This is a genomic window from Leptospira bandrabouensis (genome assembly GCF_004770905.1).
GTDB classification, from domain to species: domain Bacteria; phylum Spirochaetota; class Leptospiria; order Leptospirales; family Leptospiraceae; genus Leptospira_A; species Leptospira_A bandrabouensis.
On the sequence record NZ_RQHT01000014.1, the window covers coordinates 120540 to 140388 of the forward strand.

Sequence of the window (19849 nt, forward strand, 5' to 3'; positions counted from 1 at the left end):
ACCTTATCTCTATTTCGATCGATTCTGTTTCTAGTTTCTTCAATTCAATTCTTTTACCAAAAAGAAAGTTTCATTGTTTTTTCACTCGCTTTCCGAAATATTTGAGTTACAATCTTTCCCCGTGATCCAAATCCTCATCAATTCCCTTGCAGGAAAAACCGTAGCCCTCACCCAAAAAACCACAGATTCCCTTCTAAAAGGAATCCAAGTTTTAGTCAAAGGAAGCCTAACGAGTACAGGCGGAGGATTAGATCTACTTTCCAATGCTTTTTTTTATAAACCAGAATGGCGAGAGGCATTACAAAAAGCCGGTGTCCAAGTCAAAGAGACCGGGCAAAAATCAAATGATAGTTTACAAAAGACTATTGAACAAACGAACCAAGCCTTTGACAAAGCACTTTTTAAGGTAGAACTTACCGCACAAAAAAGTGACGATATGGTTTTTGATAATAGAATGGTATCTAGTATCCTCGGTAGTTCTCATGATCAAAAATTCAAACTCACAAAGATAGATATGAGTTTTAGAACGATTGGGAAAGACATCACCGCAAAGGAAACCATAGCAGAATATAAAGAATCCAAAAAAACTAAATCTGTTCTTTTCCTTCCTGGATTATTTACAGATGAAACTGTTTGGCAGGAACAAACGGTCGAATACAAAGATAGAAAAATTACCTCTCCTGGGCTTGCCACGGAATTACAAGAACAAGGATACTATCCATTTTATTTGAGATACAACCACGGTCTTCCCATCCATGAAAATGGGAAAAAGCTAATGCATCTTTTAGATATTTTTTTTAATGAAGACCAAAACATAAAACCAGATATCATTTGTTATAGTTTAGGTTGTTTGATCTTTCGCTCTTGTTTATATCATGCAAAACTAGAGAACAAAGAATGGGTTCCTCGATTTGGGAAAATCATACTAATCGCTGCACCAAACAAAGGTTCGTATTTAGAAAAAATAGGTTTTTGGCTTGGATTTTTATTTGAAAAAAGTCCCAACGTAGCACTCAAAATTATCGGAATGATAGGCAACCTTCGCAGTGATGCCATCAAAGACTTATCCTTCGGACTCATACGCAAAGAAGAAAAAGGGTGGATGGAAACCATCTCTGGTTACTTCGGCGAAACTTATTTTGGTGAATTGGACGAGATGGATGTTTACCAAGCTTATGCACTTATGGAAGGAGTAGAAAACCCGTTACAAAACTTTCTTGGGGATGGGATTGTAGAGAAAAAAAGTCTTACCTACTTAACAGATAAGGTATTCACCAGAAAATCAAACCCCGCCTTACGAACACTTGAGTTAAACAAACAAAATCATTTTTCTATCATTAGCGCAAGGCCCTTAATCCATTGGGTAAAGGAAGTTTTTGGTGTGGCACCGAAGATTTGATTTTAAGATGTTAGAATGCTAATGATTCCAAATGCAATTTGACCGATTCGGCAAGAGCATTCAAATCATATCCTCCTTCTAAAAAGGAAATCATTCTACCATTGGCGTATGTATTAGCTATTTTTAGTGTTTCCTGAGTAAGGATTTCAAATGAGGACGTAGACAAATTCATTCCACCAAGTGGATCTTTTTTATGGGCATCAAAGCCAGCTGATACCAAAACAAATTCTGGTTGGAATTTTTCCATTTCTCTTTGGATAGAAGGAAAACTAGATAAATATTCGAATTCCCCTGCCCCACGAGCCAAAGGTAGATTCAGAGTGGTCCCAAGCCCTTTCCCTCTACCTCGTTCGGACATAGCTCCTGTTCCCGGATAAAACGGATACTGATGAAGCGAAATAAAATAAACAGTATCATCTTCGTAAAACTGGTGTTGTGTGCCATTTCCATGATGGACATCCCAGTCTAAAATCAAAATGCGTTTGATCCCTTTGGATTGTAGATATTTTGCAGTGATGGCAATATTATTAAAAATACAAAAACCCATAGCATGGTCAGACTCAGCATGATGCCCGGGAGGGCGAACGAGGGCCATTCCATTTTTTAAGTTTCCCAGAAGGACTTCATCCGCTAAATAAAGTCCAGCACCAACGGCAAGACTTGCCGCCGTAAAAGAATGCGAAGAAAAAACGGTATCTCCATCCAAATACCCAGAACCCTTTTCTTCACAAGTCCTTCCCACCAAACGAATGTAATTTGGATCATGAATCGAGGAAATGATCGATAGTGGTGCTTCCTTAAAATCTTTTTTCCAAAGAAAATTTTTAGAAGGTAAATCAGAAAGATGGTCCAAAATAGATTCCAACCTTCCGTGAGTTTCGGGATGTCCTGGGCCTGTATTGTGTTTTAAAAATGTTTCATGGAAGGTAATTCCGGTTTTTAATGATTCCACTTATCCCTCAATGATTCCTAAATTCGATTCCGTTTTATTTCTTTAAAGACCAATTATGAGTTATAAACAATCCTTTGGTTCTTATATCTAAAAAGTTTATTGAAACAACATAAACCTTTCAATAAACACAATCATCTCCACAATTTCAGCAATGATACGATCGATTTGTTTTGTGATTTGAATTTTTTCTTCTGGAGAAATGACTTTGTCCATTCCTGCATTCCCATAAATGGCATAAAATGTTTTGATATCAGCAGAAAAAGAGGAATTAAACCATTCTTTAAAGGTTCTTTGTTTCATTTTGTATTCGGGTTTGATGGATCCAGTAAGTTCCCATACAGATCCTTCGGTGAACCTAAGTCTAAGTTCAAACAAACCTCGATCCTTTCGGATATACGTTTCTTCGTCGACAGGCGAAAAATCGATTTTACGCAACATCACAAGGACTAGTAAAATATTTTCTAAATACTCGATGAGGTTCTTTTTTTCCGAACCACTGATTTTAGAATCATCACCAAGATGTTGTAAATAAGATTCCCCCATTCCTTGGAAAAGACGAGAAACTTCCACCATACGGTCTTTAAAATTTTTTGGATCTGATAATTCTTCAGGAAACCTTCCGTAAGATTTTAAATTGAAGTCGTTGGAAATTTCTAACATGCCCAAATTTTCTGAAAGCTAGCCATTTTCGTCAATCGATTCGATTTGAATTTTCAGAACCAAACCAAATTCTTGTCATTACTACCATGAAACAGGCAACTTTTTTCCTCCTACTTTTATTTTTCCTATCCTGCCAGTCAGCATCCAAAACCGAAAGACGGCAAAACGCAGATTCTTCGGGAATCACTCCTGATTTTATTGAAGGACTCTACATCAACACCAAAACCATTCGCGATAAAAAACGGTGGAGCCTAATTTTCCAAGGAATGAAAGAAGCAGGTATGAACACTGCTGTTGTGGATATGCAACCATATCCACCAACACCAGAACAAGTAGCGGAAGCCAAAGCACTCGGCTTTTATATGGTGGCAAGAGTAGTAAACTTTGAAGGTGGTCTTACAGAAAAAACGCCTAACACTAATTTAATGGTTTCAATTCAAAAATCAATTCGCAAAGCATGTGAATTGGGTTTTCCAGAAATCCAGTTAGATTATATTCGATATGCAGACGGTGGCACTAACTTTAGTATGAGTTATGAAAAACGTTACGAATCGATCCTTGGAATCATAAAAGAACATAAAGAAAAAACCAAAGACAGTTGTTCCAAAGATACTCTTTGGACTGCAGATGTATTTGGCAGAGTTCCTTTTATTGAAAATGATGTGATTGGTCAAAAGGTAGAACCCTTTAGTGAAGAACTGAATGGGCTTTATCCTATGTTATACCCATCCCATTTTTATGGTTTAACCAAAAGAGTCGCAGACCCTTACGGAACCATCAAAGACGGACTTGATTTCACAGTCAAACGTGCCAAACAAGGAACCAAAGCCATCGCTTGGGTACAAGGATTCAATATGATGGTGGGTCCAAGTAAATTAAGTTATACCGACTATATCAAAGTGCAAATGCAAGGTGCAAAAGATTCGTTAGGTCATGGGTTCATTGTTTGGAATGCAGGAAACGAATATTTTGAAACTATGAAAGCTTACGAAAAATACAAATCGGAGCCAACTCCTAACAACCAGGAAATCACCAAAAACTAAAGTTAACTATTGGTGATTGGTAGAAAGGAAAGCGGGAATTTATTTTCCCGCTTCTTCTATATTTTTACGCCGAATATAAGCATCTGCTTCTTCTTCCGAACCAAGAAACTGAATCCTTAAGTCTTTTAGTTTCTTTTCTTTTTCACTTACAGAAAGGTTTGGATTCTCTTTCAAAAATTCTTTTTCTTTGGATTCATACTTGGCGATGGATTCAAAAACTTTAGTTTCTTTAGCTCGCTCTTCCGACAAACTCGCAGCACGTTCCTTTCCAAAGTATTTAGTTTCAATTTTGTTCAGATATTTTTCTTTTTCTTTGGGATCGGTAATGGCACTGAGCTCTTTATCTCGAAGACTCATTTCCAACTGGTAATGATCATATTTATCTTCTCTAGAAACTAAGGCATCGTAATATGCACCGTAGGTTTTTCTTTTTAGATCTTCATATTGTTTTACTCGTTGTTCTGCGGGAAGATTTGTCGTTTGTTTGATAAAGTTTTGAGTTCCTTCTAAAAATGAAACTTGAGATTCTTCCATTCCAAATACTAAGTCTGCTTTATCACCAAGAACCTCTCTTCTTTTTGTTTTGATTTTTTCATACAGTTCCACAAAAGATAAATCCGTTGGTTGTTCCCACCTTCGATATTCTTCTTCATAACGAAAATAAGAAGTAAAGAGGTCTTTTACTTTTTCTTTATCAGGTGATTCATATTCAGAATCGATATAGGCAAGGATGGTCGCATTACATTGGTCTGGAGTATATTCAGGTTTACATTTACGACGTAAGGCCCAAACTTCCCAAACAAAATTAACCTTACCCGTTCTCAAATCTTCCAATAACTCTAAATAAGGTTTGGTTCGATCTTCTCGAAAAGGAGAGATTGCCTCGTCCCAAAATCCCTCTCCAGTTCCCAGAGGCGAAATTCGATCCATAGCCATTTGTTCTTCTGGAGTGAATGATTGTTTGGAAGAGTTTGTGTTTCCGTCTTTTTTTAGAAAATATAGCAAACCCAAGAAAAATATAATAAATATAACTACTATGATAATAATTTTTTTAAAATCCATTCTGAATGTATTAGAACCTAATGAGGAGTTTTGAAATTGCTTCGAAATAAAAAAGCCGGATGGGCATCCGGCTTTTGATAATGGTTTTTTATAAACCAGCTTTTGCGTTTTTTGCGATGTTTAAGTACCAACCTTGCACATCATAATAGTTTTGTCCGCTCCAAGCTAAATTGGTTGCTTGTAAGTGGTCAATTCCAGTGGCAAACCAATAAGAAGAAGGTGTTCCTTTCCAAGCTCCCCATTTTTGGGAATTCAAAGGAACCACACCATCATTACCACCACCTAAACCATAATACAATCCACCTGCCCAAGTAATTGGGTGAGTGAGTGCCATAATAGGGTGTTGGATGAGATCAGCCCAAGCCATTTCACTTCCATAAGAGTAGTATTTGATTCCCGATTTGTTAGGGGAATTTGTATTAAAAGTCTTCACATAACTTACAGTAAGCGATTTTCCCATAGCAATTACATCTTGTGGGCGACCATCACGGTAAACTAGTTTTGCCAGTAAACTAAGTGCAGAATTTGCAAAAGGTTGTAACCAACTTGGAATGGCAGCAAGAACGATATCTGCCATTGGAGCCCCTTGGTGGAGGGAGTTAATGGTAGTAACCGTTTGTGTTTTTCCAGAAAAACCTAAATTGGAAACCATATAACGAATGACAAGTCCCCCTTGGCTATGGCCCATCAAATGCACCTTAGAACAACCGTTTGCTGTCATCCATGTGGATACTGCTGATTGGATTTGGCTTGCACGAGTGGGAATGGAATTGGTAGCAGAACTTCCTGGAGTGGTGACTTTTGCACCTTGGCTACGAAGATAACCGTCGAGTCCTCCCCAATACTTTACGAGTCCACCTGCAAGACCTTGGGTATCGTCAAAACCAAGGATTCCATGAACCAGTGCGATGCACTGACCATCTAATGGTCCGGCAAACAAACCGGAGGTAGGAACGGAGAGGAGGGTTGCTAAAAACCCGATTGCGATTTTCTTTTTCATATTTCACCTGAACTTTCTATGTTTTTTACAATATAAGCTCAGATCAGTGACACTAGTCAATAACTTATGGCAAATTTAGGTCAAATGTTTCAGAACGATGTTCCTAGCTAACGCTGTAAGATAGCCCTCCACGGACTGCTAATAGGTCGGTTTCCTGAGCGTTTGTATTTCTGATTTTAGTCGAATGCAAACCATAAGGCTAAAAACCTAACTCCTGTAAGTGTTTAACAGGGGTAAGTTCTAAAGAAGGAAAAAGACCATCCACTTCTTTAAAATTTCCTTGTGGGATATAGACCTTAGAAATTCCAATACCAGCAAGTTCTTTGAGTCGCAAACTAATCTGGCCTACACTTCTCACTTCTCCAGAAAGCCCCACTTCCCCAAGAAATCCCATTTCTCTGGAAACTGGTTTGTCTTTAAAAGAAGATGCAATGGATGCGGCAATGGCTAAGTCAAGACTTGGTTCATCAATGCTAAGTCCACCTGCGAGATTACTAAAAATATCCGACTCGGATAATGGAAATCCCAAATACTTTTCAAGAACCGCTGAAAGTAAGATCACACGACGGTTGTCAAGGCCCTCTGCCATTCGTCTGGCTTGCCCATAGGATGATTTGGTAACTAACGCCTGTACTTCGACACTAATCGCACGAGATCCTTCCATCACAGAAGATAAAACGCTACCCGACCTTTCTTCTGACTCAGGGGAAATGAACAAACGATGACGGTCCAGTACTTGTTTGAGTCCACCCGATACCATTTCAAAAATGGCAGTATCCCCTACCGCACCAAACCTGTTTTTCACAGCACGAAGGATGCGGTAATAGTTAAACCTATCCCCTTCAAAATACAAAACTGTATCTACCAAATGTTCTAAAACTTTGGGGCCTGCAATTTGACCTTCTTTGGTAATATGACCAATGAGAAAAATAGGAACTGACGTACGTTTGGCGGTCTCTAAAAAGATTTGTGAAGACTCTCTCAGTTGAGTGATGGTTCCGGCTTGGTTCACCAAACTTTCTTTGAGAATGGTTTGGATGGAATCAATAAAAACCACTTTAGGATGTAGATCCGAAATCATTTGAGAAATATTTTCCGCATACACTTCCGAAGATAAGAGAATATTTTCTGAGGTAACTCCCATTCGTTTGGCACGTAAACCAATTTGTGAAGCAGACTCTTCACCAGAAATATATAAAACCTTTCCTTCCTCTGCAATGTTTTTGGCTATTTCTAGAACGAGGGTGGATTTACCCACTCCTGGTTCCCCGCCAACTAACACCAAACTGCCGGGAACAATTCCACCACCTAACACTAAATCCAGTTCGCTAAAACCAGTGTACGTGCGGGTATGGACATCACTTACCACAGAACCTATTGATTTAGGATCGGTATATTTTCTGTCTTTTGGTTTCCCTGAAACGGGAGAATCAAATCTTCCCGAAGAAGTATTGGTCACTTCTTCAATTTGGTTCCATTCCCCGCAAGTTGGACATTTCCCAGCCCAACGCACAAAACTATCCCCGCAGGACTTACATTGGTATTGGGGAAGTTGTTTTTTGGCCATCAGTGTTCAAAAAGATTGGGTACTTCTAAAAGATCCAACTCTACTTGTGTTTCTAAAAAAGCAAAACAACGTTCGGCAAGGGCAAACCTATTTTCACGAATCATCATCTCAGTGAGGATAGACTCAAGTGCGATTAAAAATCGAACATCAGTGGAAGCATAATCCACTTGGTCTTTGGTGAGAATTTTTTTCCCCCAATCAGAACTCTGATTTTTTTTATCGATGTTTTCTTCAAAAAACTCACGGATTAGTTCTTTTAACCCATGTTTGTCGGTATAAGTTCTTGCTAGTTTACTACCAATTTTGGTACAAAAAACATTTTGAACCTTAATACCGAGCCTAGCACGAAGAAAGGTCATATCCATTCTTGCAAAATGAAAAATCTTTGTGATATCTTTGGATTCAAATAGTTTTTGGATGTGGGGAGCTTCGGTTTGCCCAGGGAGAATTTGAACGAGTGCGACTTTATTTTTAGAATCGGAAATTTGTACGACACAGAGTCTGTCCCGTCTGGGATTGAGCCCCATCATTTCACAATCCACAGCCAACCTGTCATCCTTTTTGAAGGCATCAAAGAAATCTTCGTTCAGATCTCCCTGGAGGACGACTGGTTTTATAGTTGAACGTTTTTGGGTCATAATGGCTTACTATGGAAACCACCCTATCAAAATCATCAAATAGATTTTTCCAAGATGAAAATTCAATACAGAGTTCACAATTCCGTCACTATTTCGAACTTCCTTCCCGTTAAGGCAGGGGTTTACCAATCCGAATGTAAAAAATTCGAACTTTTACTTACGTCCACAACAGACACCAAAACGGGTACCATCCTCAGTCCCAAACTCATTTGGCGAGAGTCGACAAGACCCGAAGTGGGATTTTCTGTAGATTACTTAGAGTTAGAATTATCAATCCTGCCAGAAGGCGGAGGATATTCATTATTCCAACATGGATACCAATCCTGGTCGATTTCAAGGAAAGTCGAAAATACATCGGTAGACAGGCCGCCTTTTTTATCCTTTCTGCAATACTCCCAAGAAAATATTTATTCAAAACATGAATCAAAAGTTGGGAAGTTCATTTCGGAATACCTCACTCTTGTTTTTAACAAAGAAAATGGAAACGGAGTTTTATATGCTCCGATCGAACAAGGGGAATTTGGAACCAAGTTTGAAGTGGTTTTTGGAGAATCAGCCAACATAACATCCGTTAAAGCCATTTATGATATCCACTGTTTGCCTGACCTTCGCCCAAATGCAAAACTAAGTATTGCTAAAATCAAAGTTCTACCTTTCAAAGGAAACCCAGAAGGAAAACTTGCCAAATACTTCGAAGAGTTAGGAAATAAAGAAGGTCCAGGAAATTTACCAAAAAAAGTTCCTACAGGCTGGTGTTCTTGGTATTATTATTACACAAAAATTGATCAAAAAACAATTTTGGACAACCTAGCAAAAGTTAGAGAATTAAATCTTCCTTTTGAATTTTTTCAAATTGATGATGGATACCAAAGAGAAATTGGAGACTGGCTTATACCCAACGAAAAGTTCCCAGGAGGGATGAGAATCCTTGCTGATGAAATCAAACGTGTGGGATTAAAACCGGGGATCTGGCTTGCCCCTTTCCTTGTTCGAAAAAAATCAGAATTCTTTCGTAAGTATCCAGAGGCTATCCTCAAAGACCAAAATGGAAAACCAGTTCCTGCTATTTACCAACCACTTTGGGGAAGAGGGTATACTTATGCTCTCGACATCACTCATCCTACAGCTTTAGCTTATATCGAAAAAGTTTTTTCAACTCTTGTCAAAGATTGGGGATACCCTTATTTGAAATTGGACTTTCTTTATGCTGGCCTTCTACCTGGCGATGTATATAACAAAAGTTTGTCGCCTCAAGCTCGTTATAGGAATGCATTGGAACTCATCCGTAAAGTCGTTGGGAAAAACACGTTTTTACTTGGATGTGGTGCTCCAATGTTACCATCGGTGGGAATTTTTGATGGGATGCGCATCTCTTGTGATGTGGCACCATTTTGGTATCCCGAAAAACTACGTGTATTCTTAAAAGACAGAGACGCACTCTGTACAAGAACGGCTCTCATCAACGACATCACACGTTCCTCCATGCATAGACATCTTTGGCTGAATGATCCAGATTGTTTGTTAGTTCGCAAAAAAAGAAACAAAATGAACGAAGCCCAAACAAAACTGATGGCTTCCGTCATGGCAGTGTCAGGTGGGATGTTACTAGTTTCTGATGACCTCACTAAGTTGGAGATGGACAGGTTGGATCTTTTGAAAAAAGCCTTCCAATTGAACCGGGAATGCCAAGCTTATACACCGGTTCCCATCGGAATTTTTGAAGAAGAATTCCCTACGGCAATGTACAATCCAGCTGGTTATTTGGGAATTTGGAATCCAACGGAAGAAGAACAAACAGTGCGTTTTGTCATCCCACAAGGTTTAAAATCAAAAGCTCCATTTTTAGATTTTTGGACCGGAACCATGGTGGATCTTCGAATTGTGGATGGACATTTTGAAACCACTCTTCCTGCGTTTGGTTCAGTTGTAGTAGCCGTTTAATTGAGAAAATTAATTGACGGTTTCTAATTTGGACTTAGAATCTTTGCAATTCGTCGTAAGAGGTTTTTTATGCGTTTGACTAAACATTTGGCTGTGGTTTCCGTAATTGCGGCCCTATTTTCACTTAACAATTGTTCTTTCTTAGATTCAGCTTCTGGTAGCATTAGCCGTTTGACTATGTCAATCTCTGATTCAACTTCTGCTCTTGTAAAATCAGTTTCGAATAGTATTTCTTCCATTTCTGATAGTGGCGATGAAAAAGCTATGAAAGATTACAAAGAAGATGTAATCGCAACAGTTGCTTTACAAATTCGTTACGAAAGCCAAAAACCAGAGTTAGAAAACCAACTATCTTTGATTGCAAAATCACATGGAATCGTCGCATGGAGATCAAACAGCGCCACTTACATTGCCATTGGCCAAGGTTTGAAACAAGCAAACCTCTCTCCTTCTGAAATGAAAGTGGTGGCAGCTGATGTTGCAAAACAAAATGTTACGGTCGCAAAACTAATACTAAACGGGTACAATCTATAATTCGGACCAGCTTTGGGCGGAATTACACCGCCCATTATTTATTTTTACTAATTCACCTCTTTCTATTTTTCCCCCAACATTTACATTCGAACCCGAACTCCTATGGGTTTTTATATATAGATTCGAATTCGGGACAATCCAGTGGAGGCCACTCTGCCCTACGTTTTGGGGATCGAGTGTACCATTTACAATATTCCTTTGAGGACAAAATCTTCCATATCGTTAGAGAATCTTGGCATGATTTCCGTTTTCAATATGGAGTTGTCCAAAACCGTAATATTGAATTGTACGAGTGGGAACTTTCCGAAAAAGCAAAACAGATTTTACGTCAAAAATGGAACGAACTCTATTTGATCCAAGAAACTCATATTCAAAATCAGAAAAATTTGGAAGACGAATGGATCGCTTCAGAAAACAGAAAAAAAAAGAACCTAACATCAGTTCCTATTAGTGGGTTTGGGTATTTCACAAATATTTCGGATCCCGATTCCCCCATCCCTAAGTTGTTTTCCTTTTCTCAGAAAGAAAAAGATATTTTAAAAAAATCTATACTTTCTTTGGCAGAGCTTACAAATAAAAACCAACTAACGCCAAAAGACATTTCTTTACCAAATACAGATTCACCGTATCGTCTCATCCATTTAATTCAAACTAAAAGAAATCAAATCATTAACACTGAGAAAAAAAGTTTTATCCGTAACTTTCTTTTAGATCCAGTTCTTATCTATGAGGATTCTTTTTTGTCATTGGATGGACCCGAATTTCACTTAGGTGAAGAAGAAATAAAAATTTGGAAAAGTCACTTAGTCCGATTAGTGAAGGATTTACGATTTTGTTTAATTAACTCCGAATGTAACGATTGGGAAGAAATGACAATTCTCATACGAATCCTCTATATACAAAAATCCATAGAAAAAAAAACGATAGTCTTTCCTAAAAAACAGTTAAACGGATTTCAATACCTACCCATCGTCCCATTACCAGATTCAGTACTTGCCACCAAACAAAAAGAATATGCGCAGTTATTTACTCTACAGAAAAAAAAGTTTGTCTCAGATTATGGTCCAACCCATTTTTTTAACTGGGAATCTTTTTTGGTTCGTTACCAAAGTTTTTTAGAATCGGGTGTGGCTCCAGATGGAATTGAATTCAATTTAGTTGGATACAACCCTTATCAACAGAACCTAAAGGAATTCGATGACTCAGATGAATTCGAACCCATAACCAAACAAAACAATTTAATAACTTACACAGAAGGAATCCAAAATCTATATTCGTATCACCTAACTCACCAAAATTGTACAACGGAACTGTTTCGTTATTTGAACGAAATGTTTCCCGATGGGCAAATAGGAAATGAAACTTTTTGGGATCCTTTATCAAGTCGGGTGGTAAGTTTTAACTTTATTCCATCTGTAGCAGCCTGGAAATTAGAATCTAATTTAGGAACAAAACAAAGGAAAAGATATTTATCTTACCGAAATCTGAAAAGAATGAAAATTGAAGGATTTACCGAAAAACATTTTAAAGAAAGATTTGTTCCCAGTTCTAAAATCTATAAAACAAATCCAATCGACCATCCGTTTTTATTTTTCACCGAAGAGGCTGTTTGGAACCGCCCAATCTTAGGTTTGGCAAATACAGTTTTTGGAATTGGATACACAAGTATAGGAGTATTCACCTCACCTTTTGATAAAGGATATCGGTTTTCTAAAGGAACAGAAACCGTATTTTATAGCCTTCCAGAACTTGTGTTTTTTAATATCCGTAAAGGACATTTTCCATTCATCTCCGCTGAAGAAATCCCAAAAGAATATTACATTAAAGAATCCTTATGAAAACTGCTTTTTTTTACATCCCCTATCTTTTCGTTTTTTTGTCTCAATTTTTACAAACAAAACCTTGGTTTTTTCCAGGTGATCGAAATGTTTATATAACCACATCCATCTTGTTTCTTTTTTTACAATTCATAATACTTTATTTAAAATCAAATAACAATCGTTTTGTTATAAATTGGAAATCCTACACTCCACCGAATTGGATCATTGCTATCCTTTTTTTTGTTGGTTTAATCATCTTTCCTGTTCGAAATATGGATTGGGGTGATGGCCTTCTTCTATTAGAAACCAATCTATTAGAAACAAAATTATTTGGATTTCAATTTACCTTAGATGAAATTATTGAAACTGTACTTCATAGCCAAGTTTCCAACGTTCTTTCTAAACTTGGTTTCTCGGATGATCCGAGAATTTCTTATACCTTTTTATCTCAAGTGGCAGGGATCGGAGTTATCTTTGGATTTTTATGGACTGCCAAAGAAAATTTAAAATCAAATTCGTTATCGATACTCATTTTACTTTCATCAGGTGGAATTTTACTTACCTTTGGTTATGCTGAAAATTATACTCTAGTGACAGCATCCCATTTGCTTTTATACATTTTTATTTCAGAATATGTAAAAAACCCAAAAGACAATAAATTATTGTTATATGGTGCTACCACTCTTGTCGCCATTTCCATGTTATTTCATTTGGTTTCAGGATATTTAGTTTTACTTCTAGCTTACTTATGGTATGAACACTCTCCCAAAGAAAAAAAAATAAAACACTTATTACTTTGTGGTCTAATTGGTTTCAGCATTCTAATTCCTTGGTTTGTTTATTTTCTTTTCTTTCACGACCCGGCAATCGACAGAAATAGCACTCATTTAATCCATCCTCCTTTTTATCCCAAAAATAGATTGGTATCACTCAACCATATCAAAGAAATTTTATCGGTTTTGTATTGGAATGCTTCGGTTGCCACATTATTTTTACTGCATCAAATTATCTTTTACCAATCTGAATGGAAAAATTTTATCAAAAGACCCGAATCAAAAGTCATTGCAGTTTCCATCTTTGCTTTTTTTCTTCACGGTTTTTTCCATAATCCACAACTTGGTTTTCCGGCTGACTGGGACCTCATGGGATTCTATTGGTTACCTATTGTATTTTTGGCCCACCAATTCTGGATCCAATCCAAGGAAAACAAAATAGAATGGGTTCCTCCTTTTTTATTTGGAACAACGATTGTTATGATATCTGCGATCACATTAAATAGAACCAATCCAGACAAAGAAATTCTTTGGGATGTAACTAAAACAACAATTCAAAGTTATTTGGCTGAAAATAAAAAATACATAGATAGTTTACCTAAAGAAGATAAGAAGTTCTTTGCCAAAGGAGATTTTTTATTTTATAAAGGTGTAACAATTACAAAGAAGTTATGTGATTTCCCAACCAAAAACGAAATCATCAGAAAAATGGAATCACATAGAAAAGATTGGAAACAAGGATTTGAGACTGGAAGTTTTTTATCGAAAGAAAAGCTCGGTCAATTTTTGACCGAAGCCACAAAAACAAACATTGAATATATTAAATCTCTAGAAGTAAATAAGATATGTCATCCGAAGATTTAGATGATGTTTCTAAATATTGGATATAGTTTGTAATCTCAGTTTTCATACTATCAACGCGACTGGCACCTGCAGGTAGTTGGACGAGAGATTGGACCAAAGGATGGGTGCTGGAAGCAAGTAACCCATCAGAATATAAAAATAAAACATCTCCGTTCTCTACCTGAATTTCATTTTCTGCAAATTCCATATCTTTTAATATCCCTAAAATTTGCCCTGATTGGTCGTGTAAAATTAACGGTGCACGAGATTCTTTTTGAAATACTAACGGGAAAGGAAAACCACCCCTGGCATAAATAATTTTTTTATTTTTATGGTCCACAATGATACTAATGGCTGTCATACTATGCGTTCCAATTTCATTACAAAGTTCTCGGTTTAAACGAGAAAGTAATTCAGAAGGAGCGATTGTTGTAGTTCGAACCAATTCCCTATGGATCGTTGTCATAAGAATGGCGATGAGTCCTGAAGTTACACCGTGACCTTCGATATCACCCATTAAAATCAAAGTCCTCTCCCCATCCAAAGGCAAAACTTGAAAAAAATCTCCTGAAACAAAGCTTACAGGTTTAATATCAGCAAATATTTTGTGATCTAAAAGTGGCAAGTTCATTGTTTTGGTTTGAATTTTTGCTGCGAGTCTAAGATCACGTTTGATGGATTCATCCATCGATTCTTTTTCTTTTAGAAAATTGTAATATTCGAATGCACGTGAAATGGCTGCCTCAATAGATTTAGTATGGAAAGGTTTTAAAATAAAATCTGAGGCTCTATGGTAAAGAGAAGAAACCACAGTTTGAATGTCATGCTCCCCTGTCATCATAAGGACTTGGGTTTTAGAATCATAGGCTTTGATTTTTTGTAAGAGATCCAAACCGGAAGATTGCGGCATATTGACATCTAAAAATACAATTGGATTTCGTTCCCCTTCGAAGTATTCCAGACCTTGGAGTGGATTCGTAAAATACCGTACAAAATATCCCAACCCATTGATGATGAGTTCAAGGGTTTCACAAATTTCTGTATCATCATCTATGATTAGAATCTCAGGTTTAAAAGAATATTCGGACATCTACTAGATTATCGGCATGGTGAATGGTTATTTTGAGACCAATGTGAATTTTAGTTTTTCTTTCACTTCCTCCACTTTTCTAAAATACGCCTCATGAAATACTTTTTTCTCCAAATAGATATCGGTGCAGGATATCATTTCTCCGTATTTCCATTCGTATGGTTCGCCACTTTCATAACGAACTCTGTTCTGATGGATTTGAGAAGATAAATTACGGAGGTTTGTACCTCGAAAATTTTTTACAAGAGCACGAAAGGTTCCTTCTTTTTCAGGATCAATGAATCGAAATTTTCGTGAGAACAAAACTGCATCGTGAAAATATTCGGGAACATTGAAAGCACCTGATGTACCTAATTTTTTGGATAAATCACGAATAAAATCAGTAAATTCATTTAGAACATTTAAACCAGGATATTCTTGTCCGAAGTATAATTCTTTTTTAATATCACCTGGTTCAAAATTAATATTTTGAGTGAGTAACCAATCGATATAAATCATTGGGAACTGTTCATCATCACCTTTTAGTTGGAATTGCGAAACTTTCAAACGAGTGTGAACTAAGATTTTTTTATTCTCTGATTTGATATAAATTCGATTATCGTAATCATTGAGAATTTCTAATTCAATGATAGAGTTATGGAAACCACGTTTTTCAACAGCTTTGATGAGTCCAGAATTTACTAACATCTGTTCTACTTCATAATGAGTGAACCGATTGAATAATTTTGGTTCCATATTTAATGAAGTATTTAGTTCTTTAGATACATCTACTAAAGACAAATCATCTAAATCTAACCAATCAGACTGGTTTTTCTTTTTGTCTGTAGATGAAAAAATTCCCATTATTTTTCACCAAATGCAGTGATAGTGTTAAAATGAATTTCCACTGTGTCACGAAAGTCACGTGCATAACCACCAGCGAGAGTGACAACACAAGGCACATTTAAAGACTCAGCAAATTTACGAACTATCAAATCACGTTCCTTTAAACCTTTCATGGAAACTTTCAATTCTCCAAGAGAATCATCTTCATAAGGATCAGCACCTGCAACATAATAAATTATATTGGAATCAAAATCTTTGCGAATTTGATTTAGTGCTGTTTCTAAGGTAGATAGATATTCATCATCTTTTGTGTTAGGTTCTAAGTTAATATCCAAGTTAGATACTTCTTTCTTTGGATAAAGATTTCCTTGGTGCATCGAAAATGTGAAAACTTTGTCATCATATTGAAAAATATAGGAATTCCCGTTCCCTTGGTGCAAATCTAAGTCAATGATGAGAGCATTTAAATTAGGATTTGTTTCTTTTTGTTTCCGTATAGCAATCGCTACATCATTTAGATAACAAAATCCTTCTGCTTTGTCTGGGAAACTATGGTGGTAACCACCGCCCATATTAAAGGCAAATTGAAATTTCTTTGAAAGCTCCGCCGCCATCATCGTTCCACCAACACCATACATAAAACTTTCCACAATACTTCGATTAAGTGGAAGTTCTGAATACATGGTTCGGGATGTATGCTCAAAACTAAACAAATCGTCTAAATATTCTTTGGTATGTACCAACTCCAAATCAGCTTCTTCTGCTTTTTTTGGTAACAAAATGTCCCAGGATGCGTAAACCGGATCTCTTTTGACTCGGTTGTAAAGATGAGAATACTTATGAGCTGGAAATACATGACCCGGTAATTCGAGATTGTACGAAGAATGGTAGATAAGAGCGAGTGCATTGGATGCCATTAAATTGATATTTTTGTGAAAAAAGACACAAGTCAATTCAAACCGTACAATTTACTTGCAGGAAAAATCAAAAAAGACAAAAATAGAGACTATGCCGGTAGACGAAAAAATCCCAAACAAACGCACTAAAATTATCTGTACCATTGGTCCTGCCTCCGCAAACCGAGAAACTATCTTAAGATTGATTTATTCAGGAATGGATTTGGCAAGGATGAACTTCTCCCATTCCACTCATGATTACCACAAGGAAATATTTGAATTATTACGTGAATGTGAACAGGAATCCGGCAAATCCATTGGCATTCTTGCCGATTTACAAGGCCCTAAAATAAGAACCGGTAAATTAGGAACTGGTCCCTTAGAACTCAAAACAGGTGACCAAATCGCCATTAATAATAAATCAGATTTCCTTGGGACAAAAGAGGAAATCGGTTGTACCTATCAGTACATCCTAAACGACATTGATGTTGGACACAAAATCCTCATTGACGATGGAAAACTTTCTTTTGTTGTAAAATCTAAAACAAAAGAAAAAGCAATTTTGGAAACAATCATCGGAGGTACCTTAAAAGATAACAAAGGGATTAACCTTCCTGGTACACCTATATCGGCACCAGCCCTCTCAGAAAAAGACATCGAAGACTTACAATTTGCCTTGTCACTCGGAGTTGACTATATTGCGTTATCATTTGTTAGACGAGCAAGCGATTTAGAGATGGCCCGTCAATTTATGAAAGATAGTTATGCAGGTCTTATTGCAAAAATTGAACGACCTGAAGCCATTCAAAATATCGAAGAGATTATAGATAATTGTGACGGAATCATGATTGCACGCGGTGATTTGGGAGTCGAGTTAGACACACAGTATGTTCCTATCATCCAAAAAGAAATGATAACAAAACTTAACCAAAAGGGAAAACCAGTCATCACTGCCACACAAATGTTAGAGACAATGATAGATAACCCTCGTCCAACCAGAGCCGAGGCAAGTGATGTTGCCAATGCTGTGATGGATGGAACTGATGCAGTTATGTTATCAGGAGAAACTGCTTCTGGAAAATTTCCTATCGAAACCGTGAAAACCATGACAAGTATCATCCAAGCGGCCGAAGAATCAGAAATTTATTTATCTCATTTAAGATACATGGATCGTTCAGAATTTGAAGTAGAACGAACGGCTCTCGGTAGTGCCGCGGAATCTATTTCTAGATCCATCAATGCAAAGGCCATCATCAACTTTACAAGATCAGGATATTCGTCCCTTCTCTCTTCAGAGTTTCGTCCTCTGAAACCAATTTACTCTTTCACCCCGTTTCTTGGTACAGCAAGGAAAATGCAATTGTATTGGGGTGTTGATGCATACGTCATGCCAATGATGGATAAATTTCCAGATATGATTGCCTTTATGAGTAAAACTCTAAAGTCAGAAGGGAAGTTAAAGTCGGGAGATACTGTGGTAATTCTATCGGGAGCACCTGGATCTGTAGCTCAGACTGTTGACTTTATACAAATCCATAAAATCAAGTAACCATTGTTTTACGAATACCTCGGGCTGCCAGTGTTGCGGTAGTCCAGGCGTTTTGGAAATTAAATCCCCCAGTAATTCCATCCACATCAATTACTTCGCCAGTAAAAAAAAGACCGGGAATTTGTTTACTTTCCATAGTTTGGAATTGGATGTCTTTTCTTGAAACTCCACCAGCTGTTACAAATTCCTCTTTAAAGACTCCTTTAGCAACCATTCGTAGTTTGGTCTGCGTAAGTGTTAGGCTTAAATTCCTAATTTCAGATTTAGAAATATCAGAATAACGTTTGTTTGGTTGGATTTTTGATTCCTTTAAAATCCAATCCCAGAACCTAACTGGAAGTTTCCACTCAGGATCTGGTATCAACTTGTCTCCTGGTGTTTTTTCTTTTTTGTTTAAATATATTTCTTCAATGGTTTGAGACTTTTCTCCACCGATCCAATTGACAGATAAATCCACTTTATAATCTGCTTCAAACAAAGTGCGGGCTTCCCAAGCGGAAAGCCTTAAGGCACAAGGACCACTGAGTCCCCAATGTGTGATTAACATTGGTCCTTTCTGAGGTTTGCCTTTTGGTAAAATTTTAATTTCAGAGTTGGGAATGACAAGGCCAGTCAATTCCATAAGATCTGTATTTTCAAGAGTTAACGTAAAAAGGGAAGGAACAGGAGTTATAATTGTATGACCTAACTTTTCTAGTATACTCCAAACTTTTCGGTTGGAACCTGTTGCAACCACTACAATATCAAAGTTTTCCTCAATTCCACCTTCCCATAAAACTCTGAATCCGGTTTTTTGGTTTGAATCCTGGTTAGGTGTATGATTTGCATAAATACCAACTAATCCTTGTTCGAAATGAATCGGAATTTTTTTCAATTTTAATTCCTCCAAAAAACATTGGATTATGGTTTCAGAACTGTCAGTTGTTGGAAATATCCTTCCATCTGCTTCCGCTTTTAGTGCCACTCCTCTTTTTTTAAACCAATTGATAGTGTCATTGGGACCAAAACTTTCGAAAGCCCATCGTAGTTCTTTGTTTCCCCTTGGATACCGCAAAGAAAGGAGTTCTGGATCAAAAAGATTATGAGTGACATTGCACCTTCCTCCACCAGATATCTTTAGTTTAGCAAGAGGTTCTTTTGATTTTTCGAAAATTTTGATATCGCATAACCCTCGTAATTCTTCGTAAATTTGTAGGGCGGCAAAACAGCCGGAAGCACCGGCTCCAATGATGGCAATTTTTGGATTCTTTTGCAATT

At 37.1% G+C, this 19849-nt stretch carries 17 protein-coding genes; 7 read left to right on the forward strand and 10 right to left on the reverse strand.

The features are described from left to right. The first annotated feature begins 121 nt into the window (after positions 1–121). Entirely contained in the window at positions 122–1399 is a 1278-nt protein-coding gene (locus EHR07_RS07720) for an esterase/lipase family protein (RefSeq protein WP_135746222.1), read from the forward strand. A gap of 10 nt (positions 1400–1409) precedes the next feature. Here EHR07_RS07720 and EHR07_RS07725 read toward each other — a convergent pair whose 3' ends face one another. Continuing rightward, on the reverse strand, positions 1410–2351 hold the full coding sequence (locus EHR07_RS07725) for a histone deacetylase family protein (RefSeq protein ID WP_135744558.1): 942 nt from the start codon (positions 2349–2351) through the stop codon (positions 1410–1412). Between the two features lie 96 nt (positions 2352–2447). Continuing rightward, the gene (locus EHR07_RS07730) at positions 2448–3011 is read right to left on the reverse strand and encodes a hypothetical protein (protein WP_135744559.1); all 564 of its coding nucleotides are present in this window, start codon (positions 3009–3011) and stop codon (positions 2448–2450) included. 86 nt (positions 3012–3097) lie between these two features. On the opposite strand from EHR07_RS07730, the gene EHR07_RS07735 reads away from it, so the two are divergent. Then, on the forward strand, positions 3098–4054 hold the full coding sequence (locus tag EHR07_RS07735) for a putative glycoside hydrolase (protein WP_135744560.1): 957 nt from the start codon (positions 3098–3100) through the stop codon (positions 4052–4054). Positions 4055–4093: 39 nt separating this feature from the next. Here the strand turns inward: EHR07_RS07735 and EHR07_RS07740 are convergent, their stop codons facing one another. The 4 genes from EHR07_RS07740 to EHR07_RS07755 all read right to left on the reverse strand — a co-directional run bounded on the left by EHR07_RS07740 (position 4094) and on the right by EHR07_RS07755 (position 8321). Next, positions 4094–5116 (reverse strand): lipase secretion chaperone, encoded by a 1023-nt coding sequence (locus EHR07_RS07740; RefSeq protein ID WP_135744561.1) that lies wholly within the window; start codon positions 5114–5116, stop codon positions 4094–4096. Between the two features lie 88 nt (positions 5117–5204). After that, on the reverse strand, positions 5205–6116 hold the full coding sequence (locus EHR07_RS07745) for an esterase/lipase family protein (protein WP_135744562.1): 912 nt from the start codon (positions 6114–6116) through the stop codon (positions 5205–5207). Between the two features lie 199 nt (positions 6117–6315). Continuing rightward, positions 6316–7683: a DNA repair protein RadA gene (gene radA, locus EHR07_RS07750; RefSeq protein WP_135744563.1), complete on the reverse strand. Its 1368-nt coding sequence runs from the start codon at positions 7681–7683 to the stop codon at positions 6316–6318. Continuing rightward, a complete protein-coding gene (locus EHR07_RS07755) occupies positions 7683–8321 on the reverse strand; it encodes a ribonuclease D (protein ID WP_135744564.1) in 639 nt (212 codons plus the stop codon). Before EHR07_RS07755 ends, radA begins: the two co-directional genes overlap by 1 nt. A 54-nt stretch (positions 8322–8375) precedes the next feature. Between EHR07_RS07755 and EHR07_RS07760 the strand changes: the two genes are divergently transcribed. The 4 genes from EHR07_RS07760 to EHR07_RS07775 all read left to right on the forward strand — a co-directional run bounded on the left by EHR07_RS07760 (position 8376) and on the right by EHR07_RS07775 (position 14253). Then, complete coding sequence (locus EHR07_RS07760; protein ID WP_135744565.1) at positions 8376–10262, forward strand: glycoside hydrolase family 36 protein; 1887 nt, start codon at positions 8376–8378, stop codon at positions 10260–10262. A 69-nt stretch (positions 10263–10331) separates the two neighbouring features. After that, the gene (locus EHR07_RS07765; protein WP_238777362.1) at positions 10332–10796 is read left to right on the forward strand and encodes a putative lipoprotein; all 465 of its coding nucleotides are present in this window, start codon (positions 10332–10334) and stop codon (positions 10794–10796) included. A 176-nt stretch (positions 10797–10972) separates the two neighbouring features. Then, on the forward strand, positions 10973–12634 hold the full coding sequence (locus tag EHR07_RS07770) for a hypothetical protein (protein ID WP_238777361.1): 1662 nt from the start codon (positions 10973–10975) through the stop codon (positions 12632–12634). Beyond that, positions 12631–14253: a glycosyltransferase family 39 protein gene (locus EHR07_RS07775; RefSeq protein ID WP_135744567.1), complete on the forward strand. Its 1623-nt coding sequence runs from the start codon at positions 12631–12633 to the stop codon at positions 14251–14253. The genes EHR07_RS07770 and EHR07_RS07775 overlap by 4 nt, the downstream gene beginning before the upstream one ends. Here the strand turns inward: EHR07_RS07775 and EHR07_RS07780 are convergent. Genes EHR07_RS07780 through EHR07_RS07790 form a run of 3 tightly spaced genes read right to left on the reverse strand, consistent with a single transcriptional unit; the run spans position 14210 to position 17064 of the window. Further along, positions 14210–15322 carry a SpoIIE family protein phosphatase gene (locus EHR07_RS07780; RefSeq protein ID WP_135744568.1) on the reverse strand — a complete coding sequence of 371 codons (1113 nt, stop codon included), beginning with the start codon at positions 15320–15322 and terminating at the stop codon, positions 14210–14212. The genes EHR07_RS07775 and EHR07_RS07780 overlap by 44 nt on opposite strands. Before the next feature lie 27 nt (positions 15323–15349). Next, the gene (locus tag EHR07_RS07785) at positions 15350–16165 is read right to left on the reverse strand and encodes a hypothetical protein (protein WP_135744569.1); all 816 of its coding nucleotides are present in this window, start codon (positions 16163–16165) and stop codon (positions 15350–15352) included. After that, a complete protein-coding gene (locus EHR07_RS07790) occupies positions 16165–17064 on the reverse strand; it encodes a histone deacetylase family protein (RefSeq protein ID WP_135746224.1) in 900 nt (299 codons plus the stop codon). Before EHR07_RS07790 ends, EHR07_RS07785 begins: the two co-directional genes overlap by 1 nt. A 91-nt stretch (positions 17065–17155) precedes the next feature. Between EHR07_RS07790 and pyk the strand changes: the two genes are divergently transcribed. Further along, the gene (gene pyk, locus EHR07_RS07795; RefSeq protein ID WP_135744570.1) at positions 17156–18592 is read left to right on the forward strand and encodes a pyruvate kinase; all 1437 of its coding nucleotides are present in this window, start codon (positions 17156–17158) and stop codon (positions 18590–18592) included. Here pyk and EHR07_RS07800 read toward each other — a convergent pair. Next, positions 18585–19847, reverse strand: a complete 1263-nt coding sequence (locus EHR07_RS07800) for an aminoacetone oxidase family FAD-binding enzyme (RefSeq protein ID WP_135744571.1) — start codon at positions 19845–19847, stop codon at positions 18585–18587. The two genes, pyk and EHR07_RS07800, sit on opposite strands and share 8 nt — an antisense overlap. Positions 19848–19849 lie beyond the last annotated feature (2 nt).

Bases quoted from the DNA above. Each gene is read 5' to 3' on its own strand.
- EHR07_RS07730 (WP_135744559.1), bottom strand. From the start codon at position 3,011: ATGTTAGAAATTTCCAACGACTTCAATTTAAAATCTTACGGAAGGTTT.
- EHR07_RS07735 (WP_135744560.1), top strand. From the start codon at position 3,098: ATGAAACAGGCAACTTTTTTCCTCCTACTTTTATTTTTCCTATCCTGC.
- EHR07_RS07740 (WP_135744561.1), bottom strand. From the start codon at position 5,116: ATGGATTTTAAAAAAATTATTATCATAGTAGTTATATTTATTATATTT.
- EHR07_RS07745 (WP_135744562.1), bottom strand. From the start codon at position 6,116: ATGAAAAAGAAAATCGCAATCGGGTTTTTAGCAACCCTCCTCTCCGTT.
- radA (WP_135744563.1), bottom strand. From the start codon at position 7,683: ATGGCCAAAAAACAACTTCCCCAATACCAATGTAAGTCCTGCGGGGAT.
- EHR07_RS07755 (WP_135744564.1), bottom strand. From the start codon at position 8,321: ATGACCCAAAAACGTTCAACTATAAAACCAGTCGTCCTCCAGGGAGAT.
- EHR07_RS07760 (WP_135744565.1), top strand. From the start codon at position 8,376: ATGAAAATTCAATACAGAGTTCACAATTCCGTCACTATTTCGAACTTC.
- EHR07_RS07765 (WP_238777362.1), top strand. From the start codon at position 10,332: ATGCGTTTGACTAAACATTTGGCTGTGGTTTCCGTAATTGCGGCCCTA.
- EHR07_RS07775 (WP_135744567.1), top strand. From the start codon at position 12,631: ATGAAAACTGCTTTTTTTTACATCCCCTATCTTTTCGTTTTTTTGTCT.
- EHR07_RS07780 (WP_135744568.1), bottom strand. From the start codon at position 15,322: ATGTCCGAATATTCTTTTAAACCTGAGATTCTAATCATAGATGATGAT.
- EHR07_RS07785 (WP_135744569.1), bottom strand. From the start codon at position 16,165: ATGGGAATTTTTTCATCTACAGACAAAAAGAAAAACCAGTCTGATTGG.
- EHR07_RS07790 (WP_135746224.1), bottom strand. From the start codon at position 17,064: ATGGCATCCAATGCACTCGCTCTTATCTACCATTCTTCGTACAATCTC.
- pyk (WP_135744570.1), top strand. From the start codon at position 17,156: ATGCCGGTAGACGAAAAAATCCCAAACAAACGCACTAAAATTATCTGT.